Consider the following 22772-nt stretch of genomic DNA (forward strand, 5'->3'; position numbering starts at 1 on the left):
CTTTCAGCCGAGCCCGCGCGCGGCGGCGACGAGGGTGAGGACGCGCAGCGCCGCCTCGGTCGCGGGCCGGTCGGTGCGGTGGATCGTCAGCGTCCAGCCCCGCTGCCGGGCGATCTCGGCGAGACCGTCACGGTGGGCGCCGATGCGCTGGCGATAGGCTTCGCCCCAGGCACCGGCTTCGCCGATGTCGAGGCTGGTATTGCCCTGCGGGTCGTGCAGCACGGCCTGCCCCGTGAAGGGGAAGGTCTCTTCCACGGGGTCGACCACGACCACGAGATGGCCGTGGGTGCCGCGGGCCGCGATGGTCTGCACCGAGGCACGGACGGCATCGAGCGGGGTGAGGAAGTCGCTGATCAGCACCGTCTCGTCGAAACGGCCGGGGCTCGCCGGCGGCGGCAGATCCTGATTCAGCCCGGCGCGATCGTTGACGAGCGACTGGGCCAGGGTCTCGACGATGCCGCGGGCGGCGCTCGACCGGGTGAGGCCGAGGAGCCCCACCCGCTCGCCGCCATCGACGAAGGTGTCGGCCAGCGCGAGACCCAGCACCAGGGCCCGCTCGACCTTGGAGGTCTGGGCCAAGTCCGAGGCGAAGCCCATGGAGGCGGAGCGGTCGATCCAGATCCAGATGTTGTGGGCGGCCTCCCATTCGCGCTCGCGCACGTAGAGCCGGTCGTCCCGGGCCGAGCGGCGCCAGTCGATCCGCGCGGCGGCCTCCCCGGTGACGAAGGGGCGAAACTGCCAGAAGCTCTCGCCCGGCCCGGCCCGGCGCCGACCGTGCAGGCCATGGGCCAGGGTGCCGGAGACGCGCCGGGATTCGAGCACGAGGCGCGGCATGCGCCCGGCGAGGTCGAGGGCCCCGCCGGTCTCGGGCCGCCCGGGGCGGCGGCTCTCGGCCTCGACGAGCCGGGTGGAGGCCATGGGGTCCGTTCCGTCAGAGCTTGGCGACGAGCTGGCCGATTAGGCCGGTCACGCTCTCGCCGTCGGCGCGGGCCGCGAAGGTGACGGCCATGCGGTGCTTGAGCACCGGCTCGGCGAGCGCCTTCACGTCGGCGACGGAGGGGGCGACGCGGCCCTCGATCAGGGCGCGGGCGCGCACGGCGAGCGTCAGCGCCTGGCTGGCGCGGGGGCCGGGGCCCCACAGCAGTTTCTTGGCCACGCTCGGATCGCCGCCCTCCGGACGGGCGGAGCGGACGAGGTCGAGAATCGCGTCGACCACGGCGTCGCCCACCGGCAGGCGCCGCACGAGGCGCTGCGCGGTCAGCAGTTGCTCGGTGGTCATCACGGTCCGGGCCTTGGCGTCCTCGACGCCGGTCGTCTCAATCAGGATGCGGCGCTCGGCGGCGCGGTCGGGATAGCCGACATCGATCTCCAGCAGGAAGCGGTCGAGCTGCGCCTCGGGCAGCGGATAGGTGCCCTCCTGCTCGATCGGGTTCTGGGTCGCCAGCACGTGGAAGGGGCGCGGCAGGTCGTGCCGCTCGCCCGCCACCGAGACGAAATGCTCCTGCATGGCCTGGAGCAGGGCCGATTGCGTCCGCGGGCTGGCGCGGTTGATCTCGTCGGCCATCAGCAGCTGCGTGAAGACCGGCCCCTTCACGAAGCGGAAAGAGCGGCGGCGCTCGGCATCCTCGTCGAGGATTTCGGTGCCGAGGATGTCGGAGGGCATGAGATCCGGCGTGAACTGCACGCGCCGTGCATCGAGCCCGAGCACGGTGCCCAGCGTCTCGACGAGCTTGGTCTTGGCCAGTCCCGGCAGGCCGACGAGCAGGCCGTGGCCGCCGGCCAGGATCGTCACGAGGGCCAGATCGACGATCTTTTCCTGGCCGAAGATGACCCCGTGGATCGCCTCCCGCGCCTCGTGGATCGCCGACAGGCAGGTCTCGGCGGTGGCGACGATCCCGTCGTCGAGGCTCGTCGTGCTGGCCGAACCGGCGCCCTGTGCCATGCGGTCGAATCTCCGAATGCCGGGCGGCGCGGAGATCCGGGCGCCCAGGAAAGGTGCAAGTCTGGCGCCGAACCTGCATCGAACGCAAGCGCGGCGCTGCCGCGCGGCGGATGGGCGCTAGAGCCGGGACCGATCCCGTCGGGCCGGTCAGGGCTCCCGAGTCCCGTTCTGCCGCCCACGCTTTCGGCGGACCGGCGACCCACTTCGCCGGCATGCGCTCTATATGGGCCGGTCGAGACCTGAGAGCAGGCGCCCCGCGACATCTTGCATCTCGCGCGGGCCGACCCGGACTTTTGGCGCGGAGGCGGAGCCCTGATGACCGACGAGGAGAGCGCGGCGTTTCCGGCCGGCTGGGAAGCCTTCACCGATCCGGGCTTCATCGCCCATGTCGGGCCGGTCCATCACCGCACCATTGCGGGACGACGCGAATTCGCGGTCCGCACCGACGAGCGGCACGGCAATCTCGTGGGCATCGTCCATGGCGGCATGCTGCTGACCTTCGCCGACCGGGCGCTCAGCATCGTGGTGCGGGAGGCCGCAAACGACGCGCCCTGCGTGACCGTCGAGATGTCGAGCCAGTTCGTCGACGCGGCCCGGATCGGCGACCTGATCGAGGTGGTCCCGGAAATCGTGCGCCAAACCTCCTCCCTCGTCTTCGTGCGCGGCACACTGACGAGCGGCGGGCGCGCGCTCGTCGCCGTGACCGGCATCTGGAAGGTGCTGAAGGAGAAGCCCGGCCGGTAACCGGTCCCAGTGGAACAATCGTCGGCGAAGGACCCGGCGGCGATCGATCGCGCCGGTTGGCCCGCACGCCGCAGAGGGCCTGCCGGGCCTCGGCGCCGCGTTCGAAGTGCGAGCCTCGAGGCGTTTCCCTGCGCCGGGCGCCTTGCCTATATGTCTCGGGCATGAGCGACGATGCCCCCGATCCCGCCCTCGCCCGTCTCAGCGCCGCCCTGGGTGACCTGCCCAAGCGCGGGCCGCCGCCGGTCGAACGCTGGAACCCGGAGCATTGCGGCGAGATCGACATCCGCATCGCCTCCGACGGGTCATGGTTCCACAACGGATCGGCGATCCGGCGGCCGAAGCTCGTCCGGCTGTTCGCCTCGATCCTGCGGAAGGAGCCCGACGGCTCGACCGTGCTGGTGACGCCGGTCGAGAAGGTGCGGATCCAGGTCGACGATGCGCCGTTCACCGCGGTCGAGATGGCGATCGAGGGCGAGGGCGAGGACCGCCGCATCGCCTTCCGCACCAATGTCGACGATCTCGTCGCGGCCGATGCCGCGCATCCCCTGCGCTTCGAGGACGGGGAGAGCGGTCTCAAGCCCTACATCCTCGTGCGCGGCGGCCTGACGGCCCTGGTGAGCCGAGCGCTGACCTACGACCTCGTCGACCTCGTCGAGGAGCGGGATATCGAGGGCGAGACTTGGCTCGGCCTATGGGCCGGCGGCGCGTTCCACCGCATCGCCCCGGCCGGGGCCGCCGCATGAAGCTGCCCGAGGGGCCGGCGGAGCGCGCCGCCGCACCGACCGGCCAGGCCGAATCGATCGATCCCGCCGATTTTCGCCGCGCCGGCTTCCTGGCACGGGCGGAGGCGGGCCTCTCCCACGTGCCGCCCGGCCCCGGTGTGCCGCTCTCCAACCCCCGGGGCGACCACGATCTCGATCCCGGCGGCCCGACCACGGCGCCGGCCGCGCCGCATCGGGATGCCGCGGTGCTGGTGCCGGTGGTCGAGCGGCCCGAGGGCATGAGCGTACTGCTGACGCGGCGCGCGGCCCATCTGCGCGACCATTCGGGGCAGATCGCCTTTCCCGGCGGCAAGGTCGATCCGGGCGACGTCTCGCCGATTGACACGGCGCTTCGCGAGGCCCGCGAGGAGATCGGTCTGCCCGCCGATGCGGTGCGCCCGCTCGGCTATCTCGATCCCTATCTCTCGGCGACGGGCTTTCTCGTGGTGCCGGTGGTCGGCCTCGTGGCACCGGACGCCGCCCTCACCCTCAACCGCGACGAGGTGGACCTCGCCTTCGAGGTGCCGCTCGGCCTGTTGATGGACCCGGCGCGGCATCTCGTCCGGTCGCGGGCATGGCAGGGCCGGACGCGTTACTTCTATGCCATCCCGCACGGGGAACACTTGATCTGGGGTGTCACGGCGGGGATCGTGCATAACCTCTACGAGCGCCTCTACGCCTGACGGACGGCCCCGACACCTGACAAAAAGAAACCGATGCTGCGCCTCGTCCTCGAACAGGTCGCCCTGTTCTCCCTGCCCTTCGTCCTCTTCGCCGGATGGCTGCTTCTCGCCCGCCGCTCGCCCCTCGACGGGGCCGAGTGGAGGCCGCAATGGACCCGCCTCGTTCTCGCCGGGCTGTTCGTCGTGGTGGCCTCGCTGCTGATGGCCGGGCTGACGGGGGAGCGCCACGCCGAGGGCTACGTGCCGCCGCGCTACGAGAACGGGCGCTTGGTGCCGGGCCACTTCCAGTGACGGTGCTGCCGCCCGGCCTCGACCCCGGCGGCCCGGCCCGGCTTCTCGCCCGCGACGGCGTACAAGCCTGCCTCGCCGCCCTGGCCATGCCCGGTGAGGAGACCCGCCTCGTCGGCGGCTGCGTGCGCGACGCGCTGCTCGGGCGGATGGTGAGCGACATCGACCTCGCCACCACGCTCCTGCCGCAGACCGTGATCGCGCGGGCCCGCAGGGCCGGGCTCAAGGCGGTGCCGACGGGGATCGAGCACGGCACCGTCACCCTGGTGGTGGAGGGCGAGCCGCACGAGGTCACGACCCTGCGCGAGGATGTCGAGACCGACGGGCGCCACGCCGTGGTCCGGTTCGGCCGCGACTTCGCGCGGGATGCGGAGCGGCGGGACTTCACCATCAACGCGCTGTCGCTCTCGGCGGACGGGCGGCTCCACGACACGACCGGGGGCGTGGCCGATCTGGCCGAGGGCCGCGTGCGCTTCATCGGCGAGGCCGCCACCCGCCTGCGCGAGGATGCCCTGCGGCTCCTGCGCTTCTTCCGCTTCCATGCCCGCTACGGGGCCGGCGCGCCCGATCCGGAGGGGCTCGCGGCGGCCATCGCGGCGCGCGACAGCCTCGACCGCCTGTCGCGGGAGCGGGTGCGGGCCGAGTTCCTGAAGCTGCTGCTCGCCCCCCGCGCCGTCGAGGCCGTCGCAACCTTGAGCGAGACGGGTCTGCTCCTGCGCATCACCGGCGGTGTCGGTGACATCGGTCGGCTCGCACGGGCCGAACCGGATGCGGTGATCCGCCTCGGGGCACTGGCCGTGCTGACGCGGGACGATGCCGATCGGCTCCAGGAGAGGCTGCGCCTGTCCAAGGCCGAGCATGCCGATCTCACCGCTTACGCCGACGCCCTCGTCGCGCTTCGGGCCCGATCCGCCCTCGACGCGGCGGAGGTGCCGGCCCTCGTCGCCGAACACGGTGCCGTTCCCTCACGGGCCGTGCTGCGCATCCTCGACGGCGAGCCGCGCCCGCTCGTGACGCCGGGCGCCCGGATCGCCCTCGACCGGATCGCCCAGGCCGGCACGCGGCCGGTCCTGCCGGTGACCGGTGCCGATCTCGTGGCGCGGGGCGTCCCGCCGGGCCCGGGCGTGGGGGCGGCCCTGCGCGCGGCGCGGAGCCGGTGGCTGGCCGAGGGCTGCCCCGACGACGCGGCGGCCCGGGACCGGCTCATCGCGCATGCACTGGCGGCCATCGACGCGCCGTCCCCCCTCCCCCGTGACGCGGCGCAGGGGCAAGGGTGAGAGGCGGAGGGTCGTGCGGCGGGCATCGTGGAAACCTGCCCGCAGGAGGACGCCACGGCGCGAACCCCGAAAACAGCGAGGGCGCCGGTTTCCCGGCGCCCTCGGCAATATCGATCGTGCGCGTGGATCAGAGGTTCAGCGTGAAGCGGGCTTCGCGCAGCTGGACGATCTGGCTGTTGAGCTCCTCGCGCTTGGCCGGATCCTGCGTGGCGTCGCGGGCCATCTCGGCGGCCTCGATCTCCTGATCGATCGTCGCCGGGCTGATCTCCTCGATCGGCGCGGCGCGCTCGGCCAGCACCGTCACGGCCTTCGGGCCGATATCGGCGAAACCGCCCTGAACGTAGATGCGCTTGCCGGCGCCGGAGTGCTCGGTGACCGTGATGACCCCGACCTTGAGAGAGGTGATGACCGGCGCGTGGCCCGGCAGCACGGTCATCTCACCCTCGGAACCGGGCAGCTGCACCGCCTCGACCTGGCCGGAATACAGCGTCCGCTCGGGGCCGACGAAATCGAACTGGAAGGTGGCCATGCGTCAGGTGTCCGCGAGAGGTTGAGCGGCGCGCGCGTCCGAGGACCCGCGCGCCTCCGAAGGGGAAAGTCGCCCGCTTACGCGGCGAGCTTCTTGGCCTTCTCCTGGGCCTCCTCGATGGAGCCGACCATGTAGAAGGCGGCCTCCGGCAGGTCGTCGTACTTGCCCTCGACCAGACCCTTGAAGCCCTTGATCGTGTCCTCGAGCGCCACGAGCTTGCCCGGCGAGCCGGTGAACACCTCGGCGACGTGGAACGGCTGCGACAGGAAGCGCTCGATCTTGCGGGCGCGGGCCACCGTCAGCTTATCCTCCTCGGACAGCTCGTCCATGCCCAGGATCGCGATGATGTCCTGGAGCGACTTGTAGCGCTGCAGCGTCTGCTGGACGCGGCGGGCGACGTCGTAATGCTCCTCGCCGAGGATCGCCGGCGAGAGCATGCGCGAGGTCGAGTCGAGCGGGTCCACGGCCGGGTAGATGCCCTTCTCGGCGATGGAGCGCGACAGCACCGTCGTGGCGTCGAGGTGGGCGAACGAGGTGGCCGGGGCCGGGTCGGTCAGATCGTCCGCCGGCACGTAGATCGCCTGCACCGAGGTGATCGAGCCCTTGGTCGTGGTGGTGATGCGCTCCTGCAGGGCGCCCATGTCGGTGGCGAGCGTCGGCTGATAGCCCACCGCCGACGGGATGCGGCCGAGCAGCGCCGACACCTCGGAGCCCGCCTGGGTGAAGCGGAAGATGTTGTCGACGAAGAACAGCACGTCCTGGCCCTCGTCGCGGAACTGCTCGGCGATGGTCAGGCCGGTCAGGGCGACGCGGGAGCGGGCGCCGGGCGATTCGTTCATCTGGCCGTAGACCAGCGCGCACTTGGAGCCTTCGGCCGAGCCGCCGTTCTCCTTCGGGTTCTTGTTGACGTTGGACTCGATCATCTCGTGGTAGAGATCGTTGCCCTCGCGGGTCCGCTCGCCGACGCCGGCGAAGACGGAGTAGCCCGAGTGGGCCTTCGCGATGTTATTGATCAGCTCCATGATCAGCACGGTCTTGCCGACGCCGGCGCCGCCGAACAGGCCGATCTTACCGCCCTTGGCGTAGGGAGCCAGCAGGTCCACGACCTTGATGCCGGTGACGAGGATCTGCGCCTCGGTCGACTGCTCGTCGTAGGACGGAGCCGGCTGGTGGATGGCACGGAAGGTGTCGGCCTGGATCGGGCCGGCCTCGTCGATCGGCTCGCCGATGACGTTCATGATGCGGCCGAGGGTGTTGTGACCCACCGGCACCCGGATCGGCGCACCGGTATCCTCGACCGGCTGGCCGCGCACGAGGCCCTCGGAGGTGTCCATGGCGATGCACCGGACGGTGTTCTCGCCGAGCTGCTGGGCAACCTCGAGGACGAGGCGGTTGCCCTGGTTCTTGGTCTCCAGCGCGTTCAGGATCTCCGGCAGGTGACCCTCGAACTGCACGTCGACCACGGGGCCGATGACCTGGGTGATCTTGCCCTTGGCGTTGGTGGGGGCGGCGGTGTTGGCCATGATGCCTGTCCTTCGAATGCGTGCGGGCGCGTGTGGTGGATCAGAGCGCTTCCGCGCCCGAGATGATTTCGATGAGTTCCTTGGTGATCATGGCCTGACGCGTGCGGTTGTAGACCAGCGTCTGCTTCTTGATCATCTCGCCCGCGTTGCGGGTCGCCGAATCCATGGCGCTCATCCGGGCACCCTGCTCGGAGGCGGCGTTCTCGAGCAGCGCGCGATAGACCTGGACGGTCAGGTTCTTGGGCAGCAGCGTCTCGAGGATCGCCTCCTCGGACGGCTCGAACTCCATGGCGGCGTCGGCGCCGGCGCCCGTGGTGGTCGAGCCGTCGGTCGCCGGCAACTCGGCCGGGATCAGGCGCTGGGCGGTCGGGATCTGCGAGATCACCGAGCGGAATTCCGAGTAGAACAACGTCGCGACGTCGAACTCGCCGGCATTGAAGCGGGCGACGATCTTGTCGGCGATCTCCGAGGCGAAGGCGTAATCCACCGGCTTGGTGCCGCGGATATCCATGCTCTCGATGATCCGGTCGCGGTACTGGCGGCGCAGGATGTCGAGGCCCTTCTTGCCGACGGTCATGATCTTGACCGTCTTGCCCTCGGCCTCGAGCTTGCGGACATGCTCGCGGGCAAGGCGCACGATCGAGGAATTGAAGGCGCCGCACAGGCCGCGGTCGCCGGTGCAGACCACGAGCAGGTGGACACGGTCCTGGCCGGTGCCCGAGAGCAGGCGCGGGGCATCGACGCCGCCGATCAGGTTGCCGGCGAGATTGCCGAGCACGTTCGCCATCTTCTCGGCGTAGGGACGCCCGTTCTCGGCGGCATTCTGGGCGCGCCGCAGCTTGGCGGCGGCGACCATCTGCATCGCCTTGGTGATCTTCTGCGTCGCCTTCACCGAGGTGATGCGATTCCGCAGATCCTTCAAGCTAGGCATCGAGGGGCGTCCGGGTCCGTTCGGAAGGGCCTCTCCTCTCCCTCAGGGGAGAGGAGCCGATGGGGGTGTCGTCCGGGACGGCAAGCCTGACGGGCCGCCGTCCTCGATCCCCTCCCGCGGGAAGGGATCCGTGCCGTCCGCGTGGGCGTCAGCCCTCGAGGGACTTGGCGACGCTTTCGACGACGCTCTTCAGCTTGTTCGCGTTCTCGTCGGACAGGTCCTTCGAGTCGCGGATCGCGTTCAGCAGGTCGGCATGCTTGGAGCGCAGCGTGCCGAGCAGCTGATCCTCGAAGGCACGGACCTTCGGCAGCGGGAGCTTGTCGAGGTAGCCGTTGACGCCGGCGTAGATCACCGCGACCTGCTCTTCCATCTTCAGCGGCGAGAATTGCGGCTGCTTCAGGAGCTCGGTGAGGCGCGAACCGCGGTTGAGCAGGCGCTGGGTCGAGGCGTCGAGATCGGAGCCGAACTGCGCGAAGGCCGCCATCTCGCGGTACTGCGCCAGCTCGCCCTTGATCTTGCCGGCGACCTTTTTCATCGCCTTGGTCTGAGCCGAGGAGCCCACCCGCGACACCGAGAGGCCGACATTCACCGCCGGGCGGATGCCCTGGTAGAACAGGTCGGTCTCGAGGAAGATCTGACCGTCGGTGATCGAGATCACGTTGGTCGGGATGTAGGCCGACACGTCGTTGGCCTGGGTCTCGATGACCGGCAGCGCGGTGAGCGAGCCCTTGCCAGCGGCATCGCCCATCTTGGCGGCGCGCTCGAGCAGGCGGCTGTGGAGGTAGAACACGTCGCCCGGATAGGCCTCGCGGCCCGGCGGGCGGCGCAGGAGCAGCGACATCTGGCGGTAGGCGACGGCCTGCTTCGACAGGTCGTCATAGACGATCACGGCATGCATGCCGTTGTCGCGGAAATACTCGCCCATGGCGCAGCCGGAGAACGGCGCGATGAACTGCATCGGCGCGGCGTCGGAGGCGGTGGCGGCGATGACGATGGAGTATTCCATCGCGCCCTGGTCCTCGAGCACCTTCACGAACTGGGCCACCGTCGAGCGCTTCTGGCCGATGGCGACGTAGACGCAGTAGAGCTTGGCGTTCTCGTCCGAACCGGCATGGGCCGGCTTCTGGTTGAGGATGGTGTCGAGGGCGATGGCGGTCTTGCCGGTCTGGCGGTCGCCGATGATCAGCTCGCGCTGGCCGCGGCCGACCGGGATGAGGGCGTCGATCGCCTTGAGGCCGGTGGCCATCGGCTCGTGCACCGACTTGCGCGGGATGATGCCCGGCGCCTTCACGTCGACGCGGCGACGCTCGGTCGACTGGATCGGGCCCTTGCCGTCGATCGGGTTGCCGAGGCCGTCGACCACGCGGCCGAGCAGGCCCTTGCCCACCGGTACGTCCACGATGGCGCCGGTGCGCTTGACGGTCTGGCCTTCCTTGATCTCGCGGTCGGAACCGAAGATCACGACGCCGACATTGTCCTGCTCGAGGTTGAGGGCCATGCCGCGCACGCCCGACTCGAACTCGACCATCTCACCGGCCTGGACGTTGTCGAGGCCGTAGACGCGGGCGATGCCGTCGCCGACCGCGAGCACCTGCCCGACTTCCGTGACTTCGGCCTCCTCGCCGAAATTCTTGATCTGCTCTTTCAGGATCGCGGAGATCTCGGCGGCGCGGATGTCCATCGTCGGGCCTCTTTAAGGTCGGATACGTGTCTGTTTCGTCGGATCGGGGGCTCAGCGAGGCTTGAACAGCCTCAGCGCGCTTCCCGCATGGCAAGGCGAATGTTGTTGAGCTTGGTCCGCAGCGAGGCGTCGACCATGCGCGAGCCCATCTTCACGACGATGCCGCCGATGAGGGCCGGATCGACGTGGAGATCGATCTCGACCTCGGTCTTGGCGACATCCCGCAGGGAGCCCTTGATCTCTTCGATGATCGCGTCGGAGGGCTTCTCCGCCACGCGGACCTCGGCCCGCACGATGCCCTTGGCCTCGCGCACCTGCTCACGATAGGCGCGGATCATGTCCGGCAGGGCGAACAGGCGGCGGTTGGCGGCCGACAGCTTGATGAAGTTGGCGGCCAGCCCGGTGATGCCGGCCTTGTCGAGCAGGGCGCCGATGGCGGCCGTCTGCTGCTCGGCCGAGTAGGCCGGGCTCTTCACGAGGCGGCGGAGATCCGCGCTCTCCTTGTAGAGCGCATCGAAGGCTTCGAGATTCTTGGCGACGTCGTCGACCTGCCGCTCATCGCGGGCCAGCTCGTACAGGGCCAATGCGTAGCGACCGGCAACGCCTGCCACCAGGGGACCCTCGGAACCGTTCTGCGCCACCCGTCGCTCTCTCTTGTCCTTGCCCGCCGCTCTTCAGCCCGCTCCCGCCCGCGACGGCAGAGGCTTCAGGACCGTGGGGATTGGAATGGCGCCGGGCACGGAAGGCCCAAGAGGGTCTCCCCGCGGCGCGGCTGTCGCCTAGCATGGGCTCCGGGGGTGCGCAAGGCGAAGTCAGGGCATGGATCGGGCGGTTTAACGGCATGCCCGACTGCAAGACTCATCTTCGCAGCGGCTTGCCGACCCGTACCAGTGCACCGTCCGGGTCGGACATCGCGAATTCCAGCGTTCCCCAGGATGTTCGCTCGGGCCCTCGGGCCCCGATGATCTCCGAGGACACGAGGGCGGCGATCGTCTCGACATCTTCGGCGTAGAGATAGAGCCCGAAGGGATTACGCTCGGGCGCCAGCCAACCCGGCTCCGCCCGCCGGAGATGCAGCCGCGAGCCATCGGGGCGGCTCAGCATGCGGTACGTGTCCTGCCAATCGTCTTGACCGGCATCGCGGGTGAAACCGAGCCGCTCGTAGAACCGCTCCGACAGGTCGAGATCCCGGCAGGGCAGGATCGCGACGAGGCCGGAGCGCGCCGTCACCGGATCAGATCCAGCCCTGCAGCTCCCGCCGCACCACGTGCTCGATCACCCGCATGCCGAGATCCGAGTCGTTGAGGCAGGGGATGAAGGCGTAGTTCTCGCCGCCGTTCTCCTCGAAATAGTGGCGGTTCTCGCCATCGAGTTCCTCCAGCGTCTCCAGGCAATCCGCGGTGAAGCCCGGGGCGACGATCGCCATGCGCTTCACGCCGGACTTGGCCAGGGCCTGCACGGTCTCGTCGGTATAGGGCTTGAGCCATTCCTCGTTGCCGAAGCGCGACTGGAAGGTCACCCGCATCTGCTCCGGGGTGTAGCCCATCGCCTCGCGGATCAGGCGGCCGGTCTTGAGGCACTGGCAATGGTAGGGGTCGCCCTTGAGCAGGTAGCTCTTGGGCACGCCGTGGAAGGAGGTCAGGATCACCTCCGGCACGAAATCGAGCTTGGCCAAGCCCTCGCGGATCGAATCCGCCATGGCTTGGATGTAGACCGGATCGTCGTGGTAGGGCGGCGAGACGCGCACGGTCGGCTGCCAGCGCATCTGCATCAGGGCCTTGAAGGCCTGGTCGCAGGCGGTGGCCGAGGTCGCCGCCGCGTATTGCGGATAGAGCGGCACCAGCAGGATGCGGTCGCAGCCCTCGTCGAGCAGGGCCTGGATGCGGACCGACACCTCGGGCTTGCCGTAGCGCATCGCCCAATCGACCAGCACCGTGTCGCCCATCGCCGCCTGGAGCTTCTCGCACTGGCCGCGGGTGATGGTCTTAAGCGGGCCCTCGTCCCGCTCGTTGTTCCAGATGCTGGCGTAGTCGCGGCCCTTCGGCCCCGGGCGCTTCGTCAGGATGATGAGGTTGAGGAGCGGCCACCAGATCAGGCGCGGCACCTCGATGACCCGGCGGTCGGAGAGGAATTCCTTGAGGTACCGGCGCATCGGCCAGTAGCTCGTGCCCTCGGGCGTGCCGAGATTCATCAGGAGCACGCCGACGCGGCCGGTCCGTACGGCCGGATGGTCGGGCGGCAGGGCGGTGGGCGCGACCCGCACGGGCTCGCGCAGCAGGGTTTGGGGTTCGACGCGTTCGTTCATCGGGCTTCCGGTCACGGGCATACCGCCTCCGTCGACGCAGGGCCGTCCGAGGCCAGAGCGATCAGGTTGTGCGGTCCCGCCGTTCGATCTAGAGCAGGCGACCATCCAAGACCACGAATGTCAGTTCGCGCGTCTTGGGGCGAAGAGAGACGGAGAATGTGGCGAACCCTTCGCCCGAAATCGCTCCGGAGGCCAGCGCGACATGCAGTCCCCCCGCTACTTCCTGCAGCACTTCGTGCCCTTTACCGGCTACCCGTACAAGGGTGCGGCGGCGGCGTGCAATCTGTGCGGATCGCGCGAGGCCATCTCCGTCGCCGAGACTGACCGGCGGCTCAAGACCCTGCGCTCGATCGCCTGCACCCAATGCGGCCTGATCCGCACCGATCCGATGCCGACGCCGGAGGAGCTGGCCGAGTACTACGCCACCGCCTACCGGGCCGATTACCAGCTCGCCTTTGCCGGCGGCCCGCCGCGGCACCACCTCAACCGCTCCGCCCGCGAGGCGGTCTTCCGCGCCGATCTGCTGGCCCCCAAGCTCACGCCCGGCGCGCGGCTCCTCGATTTCGGGTCGGGCTCCGGCGAATTCCTGGCCGAGGCGAAGAAGCGCGGCTGCACGGTGATCGGCGTCGAGCCGGGCCAGGACTACGCGACCTATGCCCGCGGGCAGCACGGCATCGAGGTCCTGGCCGAGGCGGAGGACCCGGATCGCTTCCCGGCCGGACATTTCGACGTGATCTCCACGCATCACGTGCTGGAGCACCTGCGCAACCCCGCCGAGACGATGGAGCGGCTGAGCCGCTGGCTGAAGCCCGACGGCATTCTCTACGCGGCGGTGCCGAACATGGCCGCCACCGCCAAGCCGCCGCACGAGCGATTCCACTTCGCCCATGTCCACGGCTACGTGCGCGAAACCTTCGATCTCCTCGCCCGCCGTGCCGGCCTCGTGCCGCATACCGAGTACTGGCGCGAGGACACCACGGTGGTCTACCGCAAGACCGACGCGCCGCCCGTGCCGCTTCAGAATCCCGGCCTCGCCCAGCGTCTGGCCGTCGAACTGAAGCCGATGTCGGCGGGCCTGTTCCTGGCCTCAGGCGCCTGGATCTGGCCGGCTCTGCGGCGCAACGCCAAGGCGGTACGGGACGGGCTCGCCCGGCGCTGAGGCGCTGAGGCGCCGATGCGATCCGATCGGGCGACCCGCCACCCCACCCGCCGCACCACCGTGGCGGGGCTCGGGGCGAGTATCGGCGCAGGCCTGATCGCGGCCGGTACGGCGCGGGCCGCCACGCCGACCTTCACCCTGCTCCTCGTCAACGACATCTACGCCATGGGTGAGGCCGAGGGCCGCGGCGGCTTCGCCCGGCTCAACGCCGTGGTGAAGGCCGAGCGGGCCCGCGGCGTGCCGCTGCTCTACGCCCATGCGGGGGATTGCTTCTCGCCCTCGCTGATGTCGGGCTTCGACAAGGGCGCCCATATCGTGGCGCTCCACAATCTCGCGCCCCCGGACATCTTCGTGCCGGGCAATCACGAATTCGATTTCGGCCCCGGGATCTTCGCCGAGCGGCTGGCCGAGGCGCGCTTCCCGTTCTTCGCCGCCAACCTCCGCGACGGCGCGGGCCGGCCGCTGCCCGGCGTGAAGGATTCGGCGCTGATCGAACGCGGCGGCGTGCGCCTGGGTCTCGTCGGCATCGCGCTTCAATCGACCCCGGAGAAATCCCAGTCCGGAGATCTCCGCTTCGGTCCGGAGATCGAGACGCTCGCCGCCCAGGCGCAGAGTCTGCGCGCGGCGGGCGCCCAGATGATTATCGGCGTCTGCCACACCGCGCGGGCAACCGACGACGCGATCCTGCGCGCCCGCATCGTCGACATCCTGCTCTCGGGTCACGACCACGATCTCGTGGTGCGCGACGACGGGCAGGCGGTGCTGGTCGAGTCGAGTCACGATGCCCATTACGTCACGGCGGTGGACGTCTTCGTCACCTCCGCCGGCGACGACCCCCTGCGCTGGCGCGCGGCCTTCCGCGTGCACGACACCGCTCAGGTGACGCCCGATCCCGAGACCGCCGCGCTGGTGGCACGCCTCGAAGGGGATCTGTCGCGGGAACTCGACGTGGCGCTCGGCACGACCCAGGCGCCCCTCGACAGCCGTGTTGCCAGCGTGCGGTCGCGGGAGGCGAGCTTCGGCAGCCTCGTCGCCGATGCCGTGCGGATGAGCACCGGTGCCGAGATCGGCCTGATGAACGGCGGGGGCATCCGCGGCGACCGGCTCTACCCGGCGGGCGCGGCGATCACCCGGCGCGACATCCTGAGCGAATTGCCCTTCGGCAACACGGTGGTGCTGGTGGCGCTCGATGGGGCGACCGTGCGCGCGGCCCTGGAGAACGGCTATCGCGATCTCGGCCGCGCGTCTGGCCGCTTCCTCCATGTCTCCGGCCTGACCGTGACCCTCGACGGATCGGCGCCGCCCGGCCGGCGCGTCGCCGCGGTCAGCGTGGGCGACGAACCCCTCGACGCGACGCGCACCTACCGCGTCGCCGCCAACGACTTTATGCTGCGCGGCGGCAACGATTACGGGATGCTGGCCGATGGCCGCACCCTGATCGGTGCGACGGATGGGAAACTGCTGGCCAACGCGGTGATGACCTATATCCGCGCCCAAGCCCCGCTCCCGGCGGAGACGGGGCCGCGACTCAAGGTCTTGCCGTAGAAGGTCTTTCCGTGATCGATCCGACCTCCGCCCCGGTTGCGGCCGCGCTGGCCGCCTTCCGCGCGAGCGGTTCTCCCTGGCTCGCCCTGCCCTTTTTCCGAGAGGGGGCGGCCGACGCGGTCGCGGGGGCCATCGATGCCCGCGTGGCGGCCGGTGCCCGCATCCTGCCCGACCCTTCCGCGATCTTCCGGGCGCTGACGCTGACGCCGCTTCCCGCCGTCAAGGCGGTGATCCTGGGCCAGGACCCCTATCCGACGCCGGGCGACGCCAACGGGCTCGCCTTCTCCTACGTGGGGTCGCGCCGTCTGCCGGCCTCGCTCAAGGTGATCCTCGCCGAACTGGCTCCCGACGGCGCCAAACCCGACCTCTCGACCGGCGACCTGACCCCTTGGGCGGAGCGCGGCGTGCTGCTGCTCAATTCGGCCCTGACCGTCGAGGCCGGAAAGGCGGGGGCGCATCTGCGGCTCGGCTGGTCGCAGCTCACCGACGAGGCGGTGGAGGCCGTCTCCGCCCGCGACGAGCCCACGGTGTTCCTGCTCTGGGGCGCGCAAGCCCGTGCCCGCGAGGCGCTGATCGATGCACGCCGCCACGGCATCGTCGCCTCGGGCCATCCGTCCCCGCTCAACCGCGCGCGGGACTTCCCGGGATCCCGCCCGTTCCAGCGCGCGAACGCATGGCTCGAGGACCACGGCCGGGCGCCGATCGACTGGCGACTCGGCTGAAATAGATGAACCCTTCGCACATGCAAAAAGCCCCGCCACAGGGGCGGGGCTGATCGGACAACGGTGTCTTCGGGTTTACGCGGCGCGGCGAGCGGCCTCGGCGGCAGCGTTCTCGTTGGCTGGAGCGTAGGTCGCGGCGGGAGCCGGGGTCGCGCTGTGGGTCGTCTGCAGGCTGGTCAGCTCGCCAGCGGAGGCGTGGACCCCACCCTCACCGCCGAAGCGATCGGCAAGCAGCACGACGAGAGCGACGTTGGCGACGGCAGCGGTGAGAACCAGAAGAGCGATCATCGGGGCAGGTCCATGTTTGGGTGCGTTGCGTTGAAGCCTATATCGCACTGCACACTGGGATTTGGTATGCCACATGCCGAAAACCCGACATTCCGCCAATGCATACCTTACGGCCCTTTGACCGGGATTAAGCCGCCTTCCGCCCTGTTTCATGATCGTGAGATGCCGAAGGCCGATCGACCCCGCGGCATCCCTTCGTAGGGGACGGCACCGCCCGATGGTGATGCCGTCCGTGACCTGAAGGCCCCTCGCCTTACGGCTTCTTCGTCTCGCCGGCGGGCGGCGTGGCGGCGGGCGCCGCGTCGGTGCGCTCGACCTTGGCCGCCTCGCGCAGGCGAATGATCGTATCCTGCTGCGCCTTGCGGGTCAGGTACTGGTCGATCTGCTCTTTCATCTCGTCGAAGCTCGGCACCGGCTTCACCCGCTTCTCCTCGACGCGCAGCACGTGCCAGCCGAACTGGGTCTTGACCGGGTCGGACACCTGTCCCGGCGCGAGCTTGAAGGCGGCTTCGGCGAAGGGCTTCACCATCCGGTCCTTGGTGAAGAAACCGAGATCGCCACCTTCCGTCTTGGAGCCCGGATCCTTCGAGACCTCACCGGCGATCTTGGCGAAATCCTCGCCGCCCTTCACCCGCGCGGCGATCTTCTTGGCCTCGTCCTCGCTCTCGACGAGGATATGGCGGGCGCGCACCTCTTCCTCGGGCTTCATCGACTTCACGGTCTGATCGTAGAGCGCCTTGGCGGCCTCCGGCGTGACCGACTTCTTGGTCTCGCGCTCGAGATATTCGTCGAGCAGGAGCTTGTCGCGGAAATAGGCGAGCTTGCGCTTGAAGTCCGGGCTGTCGCCGACCTTGGCGGCTTCCGCCGCCTGCGCGCCGACCTTGAGATCGACCATGTAATCGACGAGCAGATTCTTCTTGGCGGCCTCGTCCACGCCGGGCAGCGACAGGGCCGGATCCTCGGCGGCCAGGGCGAGATCGGCGCCCGTGATCGGCTGACCGTTCACCTTGGCGACCACCGCATCGGGGGCGGGCGCGGCGGCTGCCGACTCGGCCGCGCCTTGCGAAGACGTGCCTGGGGCCGCGCCCTGCGCGTGCGCCAGCGACGGCAGCGCCAGGAGGAGGGCGGCGGCGCTCACGCGCCGGAGAAGGGTCGGGATCGTCATCGGGAACGGCTCGTCCTTGGGCGAGGCCGCCGCGGGCCGGCATCTTCCGGCCGGTCTTCGCGCGGGGCTTGATCTTTCGGCACGCGGCGGCTGCCGCAGCGCGCCAGAGGTGGAACCTCTTCCGGTCAAAGGCAAGCGTGGCAGGACACCCGCGCGCGGTCTCGTGACACCGCGGGCTTTTTCGGCCGGGCCCGGCATCGGCGCGTCGGCCGGTCCATTTCAGACCTCACGACGACTCTTCAGCTTCGCCCCGTCACTTCCGGATGCGGGGCGCCCTATTTACCTCTATAAGCCCGCCCAACGCGAGGCCGGCGGCGTTCTGACGGAACGCCGCCGCGCGACTTTTTTCAGGACCGTAGGTTCACGATGCTCGGTGCCCTCAAGAAGATTTTCGGCTCGTCCAACGACCGTCGAGTGAAGGGTTTTCGCCCGCGCGTCGCCGCGATCAATGCCCTGGAGCCCGAACTCGCCGCGCTCTCCGACGAGCAGCTGCGTGCCCGAACCCAGGGCTTCCGCGACCAGCTCGCCGCCGGCACGCGTCTCGACGACCTGCTCGTGCCCGCCTTCGCCACGGTCCGCGAGGCGGCCAAGCGCGTCCTCGGGCAGCGCCATTTCGACGTGCAGATGATCGGCGGCATGGTGCTTCACGAATCCGGCATCTCGGAGATGAAGACCGGCGAGGGCAAGACGCTGGTGGCCACGCTCCCGGTCTATCTCAATGCGCTGGAGGGCAAGGGCGTCCACGTCGTCACCGTCAACGACTACCTCGCCTCCCGCGACGCGGAGTGGATGGGCCGGGTCTACCGCTTCCTCGGCATGAGCGTCGGCACCATCGTCCACGGACTCGACGATACGCAGCGCAAGGACGCCTATGCCTGCGACATCACCTACGGCACCAACAACGAATTCGGCTTCGACTATCTTCGCGACAACATGAAGTACGAGCTGTCGCAGATGGCGCAGCGCGGGCACCACTTCGCCATCGTCGACGAGGTCGATTCCATCCTGATCGACGAGGCGCGCACGCCGCTCATCATCTCCGGCCCGGTCGACGACCGCTCGGAACTCTACGTCGCCGTCGACGCGATCATGCCGCAGCTGGTCGCGGAGCATTACGACCTCGACGAGAAGCAGCGCCAGGTCTCGCTGACGGAGGCCGGCAACGAGTTCATCGAGGAGGCCCTGCGCGAGGCCGGCCTTCTCAAGGAGGGCGACCTCTACGACGCCCACAACGTCACCCTCGTCCACCACGTGAACCAGGCCCTGCGCGCCCACACCCTGTTCACGCTCGACAAGGATTACATCGTCAAGAACGACGAGGTCGTGATCATCGACGAGTTCACCGGCCGCATGATGCAGGGCCGGCGCTACTCGGAAGGTCTGCACCAGGCGCTCGAGGCCAAGGAGCGGGTGACGATCCAGCCCGAGAACCAGACCCTCGCCTCGATCACCTTCCAGAACTACTTCCGCCTCTACAAGAAGCTCGCCGGCATGACCGGCACCGCCTCGACCGAGGCGGATGAGTTCGCCGAAATCTACAAGCTCGACGTGGTCGAGATCCCGACCAACAAGGAGATCGAGCGCGTCGACGAGGACGACGAGGTCTACCGTACCGTCGAGGAGAAGTTCGACGCGATCATCAAGGAGATCGACAAGGCGCATAGCCGCCTTCAGCCGGTCCTCGTCGGCACCGGTTCGATCGAGAAGTCGGAAGTGCTGGCCGACCTCCTGCGCAAGGCCGGCTACAAGGCCCTCGATTATTCCGACCCGAACGCCCTCACCGACGTCTACGCCGCCGCCCGCGAGAACCGGGTGACCAAGCGCTTCGCCGTGCTGAACGCCCGCTTCCACGAGCAGGAGGCCTACATCGTGGCCGAGGCCGGCGTGCCGGGCGCCATCACCATCGCGACCAATATGGCCGGCCGCGGCACCGACATCAAACTCGGCGGCAATCTCGAGATGCGCATCGAGAAGGAACTCGGCGGACTGGCCGAGGGCCCCGAGCGCGAGGCGGCGATCGAGGCGCTCAAGAAGGAGATCGCCGAGAACCGCGAGAAGGTGCTGGCCTCGGGCGAGCCGGCCGATCCGGAGGCGGGCCGCAAGAAGGCGCTGCCGGGCGGCCTCTACATCCTCGGCACCGAGCGCCACGAGTCGCGGCGCATCGACAACCAGCTTCGCGGCCGCTCCGGCCGCCAGGGCGATCCGGGTCGCTCGAAATTCTACCTGTCCCTCAAGGACGACCTGATGCGCATCTTCGGCTCGGACCGGATGGACGGGATGCTCACCCGCCTCGGCCTGGAGCAGGGCGAGGCGATCATCCATCCCTGGATCAACAAGGCGATCGAGAAGGCGCAGCAGAAGGTCGAGGCGCGCAACTTCGACATGCGCAAGAACGTGCTCAAGTACGACAATGTCATGAACGACCAGCGCAAGGTCGTGTTCGAGCAGCGCCGGGACCTGATGGGCCAGGACAGCGTGCGCGAGACCGTCGACGAGATGCGCCACGGCGTCATCGACGACGTGGTCGCCGTCCACATCCCCGAGAACGCCTATGCCGAGCAGTGGGACGTGGCGGGGCTGAAGGAGCGCAGCCTGGATCTGCTCAATCTCGACCTTCCCGTCGAGGAATGGGCCAAGGAAGAGGGCATCGCCGACGAGGAGATCCGGGAGCGTCTGAAGAAGGCCTCCGACGCCTCCTACGAGGCCCGCGTCGAGAAGAACACGCCCGACGTCATGGCCTATATCGAGAAGCAGGTGGTGCTCCAGACCCTCGACCACCTGTGGCGCGAGCATCTCGTGACGCTCGACCACCTGCGGCAGGTGATCGGCTGGCGCGGGTTCGCCCAGCGCGATCCGCTCAACGAGTACAAGTCGGAGGCGTTCGAACTCTTCAACGGCCTCGTCACGGCGCTCCGCGAGCAGGTGACGGCGCAGCTCGCCCGCGTCGAGATCCTCTATCAGGAGCCCGACGCGCAGGCCGGCGGCGCCTTCGAACAGGCCGGCTTCGGCGGGGCGCAGGCCCTGCCGATGTTCGAGGAGCATCGCGACCCGGCCACCGGCCGCAACGAGATGGATTTCGACGGCACCGGCAGCGATGGCGGCGCGGGCCCGGCCTACGGCTACGCCGCCCGCGAATTGTCGGCGGACGCGGCGGTGTTGGAGCGCGACCCGACCGACACCTCGACCTGGGGCAAGGTCGGCCGCAACGAACTCTGCCCCTGCGGCTCGGGCAAGAAGTTCAAGCATTGCCACGGCCGCTTCGCCAGCGAGACCGGCGAGGCCTGAGGCCGGGATGGCGGGCGAGGGGACGGGTGACCGGGCGGACGAGGCCGTCGTCTACGCGCTGGAGCCGAATCTCGGCGCGGTCGAGTTTCAGGCAGTGCTCGTCGCCTCCGGCCTCGCCCCGCGCCGCCCGGCCGAATCCCTCGACCGGCTCGGCCGGATGCTCGCGGGCTCCGACCTGATCGTCACCGCCCGTCTCGGCGGGCGCCTCGTCGGCGTCGCCCGCACGCTGACCGACTTCGCGTTCTGCGCCTACCTGTCCGACCTCGCGGTTGCCCGCGACGTGCAGGGCCTCGGCATCGGCCAAACGCTGATCGCGGAGACGCGCCGGGCGGCGGGTCCGGAGGCGAGCGTGCTGCTCACCGCCGCGCCGGGCGTCGAGACCTATTACGACAAGATCGGCATGCCACGGGTGGCGCACGCCTTCCGCTATGACCGGGAGGCGTAAGAGTTTGTTTGGCCCGGAGCACGCGCTTCGGTGAGGCCGAGTCGAGCTTTCTCCCACCCCCTCATCCTGAGGTGCCGCGCCAGCGGCCTCGAAGGAGGGCTCCAGGGATCGCGCGATCCGCTGGAGCCCTCCTTCGAGGCTTCGCTACGCTCCACACCTCAGGATGAGGGGGTGGGTGGGACAGTCTGATTGATCGGATCGGCAGCCCATGACCGGACCATCCGCCGAGCCCTTAGGCCCCTTCGTCCGCACCGTCCCCCTCACCCTCACCGGCCGAGGCGAGCCCCTGCGCGCGAGCTTGGCGCTGGCCGCCGCTTCCCTGGATTGGCTCGACGCGAACCGCGAGACATTCCTGCATCCGGACGAGGCGGCGCTCGTCACCGACCGGCTGCATGCCCGCCGCCGTCACGGCCTGCTCGCCGGGCGCTTCGCGGCCAAGCAGGCGCTGGCGCGGCTCCATCCCGAGATCGACCCGCGGGCGCTGGCGATCCGGCCCGGCGTGCTGGAACAGCCGGTCCTGTCGGGGGAAGGTCTGCGCAATCTCGGCGTCAGCCTGTCCCATGCCGGGCCGGTGGCGCTGGCGGTCGCCTTTCCCGAGGGCTGCCCGATGGGGATCGACCTCGAATGGGTGCGCGCCGACGCCGTCCCCGCGCTGGCAAGCCAGATGACGGAGGCCGAACGGCGGATGGCCGCTCGCCTCGACGGGTCGGAGGTCGAGGGGCTGATGCGGCTCTGGTGCCTGAAGGAGGCCCTGTCCAAGGCCCTGCGCTGCGGCCTGACCGTTCCCATGGAGCTGCTGGCCGTGGCCGGCATCGCGCCCGATCCGCTCGGGCTCTCGGTCACCTTCGCCCATTTCGCCCAGTATCAGGGGATCAGCCTCCTCGCCGGCGAGCTGGCGAGCGCGCTGGTGCTGCCGCGAACCGTCACGCTCACGGTCGAGGCGGCGGACCGGGCGACGTGGCACGACGCGCTCGCCGTGGCCGCGGCGGAATGGCGGGAGGCCGGAAACCGGTGACAATGTGGCGCCCGCTCCAACAGATCCGCGCCACGGTGATCGGGCTGGCATGGCGCGGCGACCGGTTGCTGGCCGCGGAGGTGCGCGACGATGGCGGCCGCCTCATGGGCGTGCGTCCCCTGGGCGGCGGCATCGCCTTCGGCGAGACCCGCGAACAGGCTCTCATCCGGGAGTTCCAAGAGGAACTCGGCTGCGACGTGACGATCACCGGCCCCTGGTCGGTCTTCGAGAACATCTTTCGCCATGAAGGTGCGCTCGGCCACGAGATCGTGTTCGCGGCCGATCTCCGGCTCCACGACGCGACCCTCTACGAGCGCGACGTCATCCTGTTCCGCGAGGATGACGGCGCGCCCTGCACGGCGCGCTGGTTCCGGCCCGACATCCTGGACGCGGGCGTCAGTCTCTATCCCGAGGGCCTTGCGGCCGCGCTCGAAACGCGGCCGCGATTGGGGGCTCCGACTAAGCCGTGAGTGGCCGCTCCGTC

The 22772-nt window shown here is 69.6% G+C and carries 23 protein-coding genes; 12 read left to right on the forward strand and 11 right to left on the reverse strand.

All coding sequences use genetic code 11. The features are described from left to right. Nucleotides 1-3 precede the first annotated feature (3 nt). Entirely contained in the window at nucleotides 4-918 is a 915-nt protein-coding gene (locus MFF26_RS02410; RefSeq protein ID WP_137828983.1) for a DUF58 domain-containing protein, read from the reverse strand. A gap of 13 nt (nucleotides 919-931) precedes the next feature. Beyond that, nucleotides 932-1942: an AAA family ATPase gene (locus MFF26_RS02415; RefSeq protein WP_137828982.1), complete on the reverse strand. Its 1011-nt coding sequence runs from the start codon at nucleotides 1940-1942 to the stop codon at nucleotides 932-934. Between the two features lie 315 nt (nucleotides 1943-2257). Between MFF26_RS02415 and MFF26_RS02420 the strand changes: the two genes are divergently transcribed. From MFF26_RS02420 to MFF26_RS02440, 5 genes are all read left to right on the forward strand, one after another. After that, a complete protein-coding gene (locus tag MFF26_RS02420; protein WP_137828981.1) occupies nucleotides 2258-2686 on the forward strand; it encodes a PaaI family thioesterase in 429 nt (142 codons plus the stop codon). A gap of 161 nt (nucleotides 2687-2847) precedes the next feature. Beyond that, entirely contained in the window at nucleotides 2848-3429 is a 582-nt protein-coding gene (locus MFF26_RS02425; protein WP_137828980.1) for a DUF1285 domain-containing protein, read from the forward strand. Then, nucleotides 3426-4130, forward strand: coding sequence for a CoA pyrophosphatase (locus MFF26_RS02430; RefSeq protein ID WP_137828979.1), 705 nt, complete (start codon nucleotides 3426-3428; stop codon nucleotides 4128-4130). Before MFF26_RS02425 ends, MFF26_RS02430 begins: the two co-directional genes overlap by 4 nt. A 33-nt stretch (nucleotides 4131-4163) precedes the next feature. Beyond that, nucleotides 4164-4421, forward strand: coding sequence for a DUF6111 family protein (locus MFF26_RS02435; protein WP_238307429.1), 258 nt, complete (start codon nucleotides 4164-4166; stop codon nucleotides 4419-4421). 5 nt (nucleotides 4422-4426) lie between these two features. Continuing rightward, a complete protein-coding gene (locus MFF26_RS02440) occupies nucleotides 4427-5695 on the forward strand; it encodes a CCA tRNA nucleotidyltransferase (protein WP_238307456.1) in 1269 nt (422 codons plus the stop codon). 127 nt (nucleotides 5696-5822) lie between these two features. Here the strand turns inward: MFF26_RS02440 and MFF26_RS02445 are convergent, their stop codons facing one another. The 7 genes from MFF26_RS02445 to hemH form a co-directional block, all read right to left on the reverse strand. After that, complete coding sequence (locus MFF26_RS02445) at nucleotides 5823-6224, reverse strand: F0F1 ATP synthase subunit epsilon (protein WP_137828977.1); 402 nt, start codon at nucleotides 6222-6224, stop codon at nucleotides 5823-5825. Between the two features lie 77 nt (nucleotides 6225-6301). After that, the gene (atpD, locus tag MFF26_RS02450) at nucleotides 6302-7747 is read right to left on the reverse strand and encodes a F0F1 ATP synthase subunit beta (RefSeq protein WP_137828976.1); all 1446 of its coding nucleotides are present in this window, start codon (nucleotides 7745-7747) and stop codon (nucleotides 6302-6304) included. A 40-nt stretch (nucleotides 7748-7787) separates the two neighbouring features. Beyond that, on the reverse strand, nucleotides 7788-8678 hold the full coding sequence (locus MFF26_RS02455; RefSeq protein WP_137828975.1) for a F0F1 ATP synthase subunit gamma: 891 nt from the start codon (nucleotides 8676-8678) through the stop codon (nucleotides 7788-7790). Between the two features lie 148 nt (nucleotides 8679-8826). Then, nucleotides 8827-10359, reverse strand: coding sequence for a F0F1 ATP synthase subunit alpha (atpA, locus tag MFF26_RS02460; RefSeq protein WP_137828974.1), 1533 nt, complete (start codon nucleotides 10357-10359; stop codon nucleotides 8827-8829). Between the two features lie 71 nt (nucleotides 10360-10430). Then, on the reverse strand, nucleotides 10431-11000 hold the full coding sequence (locus MFF26_RS02465; protein WP_137828973.1) for a F0F1 ATP synthase subunit delta: 570 nt from the start codon (nucleotides 10998-11000) through the stop codon (nucleotides 10431-10433). A gap of 217 nt (nucleotides 11001-11217) precedes the next feature. Beyond that, nucleotides 11218-11589 (reverse strand): VOC family protein, encoded by a 372-nt coding sequence (locus MFF26_RS02470; RefSeq protein ID WP_137828972.1) that lies wholly within the window; start codon nucleotides 11587-11589, stop codon nucleotides 11218-11220. Nucleotides 11590-11593: 4 nt separating this feature from the next. Further along, complete coding sequence (gene hemH / locus MFF26_RS02475; RefSeq protein ID WP_137828971.1) at nucleotides 11594-12664, reverse strand: ferrochelatase; 1071 nt, start codon at nucleotides 12662-12664, stop codon at nucleotides 11594-11596. A 202-nt stretch (nucleotides 12665-12866) separates the two neighbouring features. On the opposite strand from hemH, the gene MFF26_RS02480 reads away from it, so the two are divergent. From MFF26_RS02480 to MFF26_RS02490, 3 genes are read left to right on the forward strand one after another with little or no spacing between them, the layout of a single operon-like run. Continuing rightward, a complete protein-coding gene (locus MFF26_RS02480; RefSeq protein ID WP_137828970.1) occupies nucleotides 12867-13823 on the forward strand; it encodes a class I SAM-dependent methyltransferase in 957 nt (318 codons plus the stop codon). Nucleotides 13824-13838: 15 nt separating this feature from the next. Then, on the forward strand, nucleotides 13839-15368 hold the full coding sequence (locus MFF26_RS02485) for a bifunctional metallophosphatase/5'-nucleotidase (RefSeq protein ID WP_137828969.1): 1530 nt from the start codon (nucleotides 13839-13841) through the stop codon (nucleotides 15366-15368). A 14-nt stretch (nucleotides 15369-15382) separates the two neighbouring features. After that, the gene (locus MFF26_RS02490; protein WP_137829034.1) at nucleotides 15383-16090 is read left to right on the forward strand and encodes a uracil-DNA glycosylase; all 708 of its coding nucleotides are present in this window, start codon (nucleotides 15383-15385) and stop codon (nucleotides 16088-16090) included. Between the two features lie 75 nt (nucleotides 16091-16165). On the opposite strand, the gene MFF26_RS02495 is transcribed toward MFF26_RS02490, so the two are convergent. Continuing rightward, nucleotides 16166-16378, reverse strand: coding sequence for a hypothetical protein (locus MFF26_RS02495; protein WP_137828968.1), 213 nt, complete (start codon nucleotides 16376-16378; stop codon nucleotides 16166-16168). 253 nt (nucleotides 16379-16631) lie between these two features. Continuing rightward, nucleotides 16632-17543: a peptidylprolyl isomerase gene (locus MFF26_RS02500; protein WP_137828967.1), complete on the reverse strand. Its 912-nt coding sequence runs from the start codon at nucleotides 17541-17543 to the stop codon at nucleotides 16632-16634. Between the two features lie 366 nt (nucleotides 17544-17909). Here MFF26_RS02500 and secA point away from each other — a divergent pair, with 366 nt between their 5' ends. The 4 genes from secA (at nucleotide 17910) to MFF26_RS02520 (ending at nucleotide 22758) form a co-directional block, all read left to right on the forward strand. Next, a complete protein-coding gene (gene secA / locus MFF26_RS02505) occupies nucleotides 17910-20828 on the forward strand; it encodes a preprotein translocase subunit SecA (RefSeq protein ID WP_137828966.1) in 2919 nt (972 codons plus the stop codon). 7 nt (nucleotides 20829-20835) lie between these two features. Continuing rightward, the gene (locus MFF26_RS02510) at nucleotides 20836-21273 is read left to right on the forward strand and encodes a GNAT family N-acetyltransferase (protein WP_137828965.1); all 438 of its coding nucleotides are present in this window, start codon (nucleotides 20836-20838) and stop codon (nucleotides 21271-21273) included. A 208-nt stretch (nucleotides 21274-21481) separates the two neighbouring features. Continuing rightward, a complete protein-coding gene (locus MFF26_RS02515) occupies nucleotides 21482-22288 on the forward strand; it encodes a 4'-phosphopantetheinyl transferase family protein (RefSeq protein ID WP_137828964.1) in 807 nt (268 codons plus the stop codon). After that, entirely contained in the window at nucleotides 22285-22758 is a 474-nt protein-coding gene (locus MFF26_RS02520) for an NUDIX hydrolase (protein ID WP_137828963.1), read from the forward strand. Before MFF26_RS02515 ends, MFF26_RS02520 begins: the two co-directional genes overlap by 4 nt. The last annotated feature ends 14 nt before the right edge of the window (nucleotides 22759-22772 follow it).

The sequence above is a fragment of the Methylorubrum suomiense genome (assembly GCF_022179765.1).
Classification (GTDB): domain Bacteria; phylum Pseudomonadota; class Alphaproteobacteria; order Rhizobiales; family Beijerinckiaceae; genus Methylobacterium; species Methylobacterium suomiense.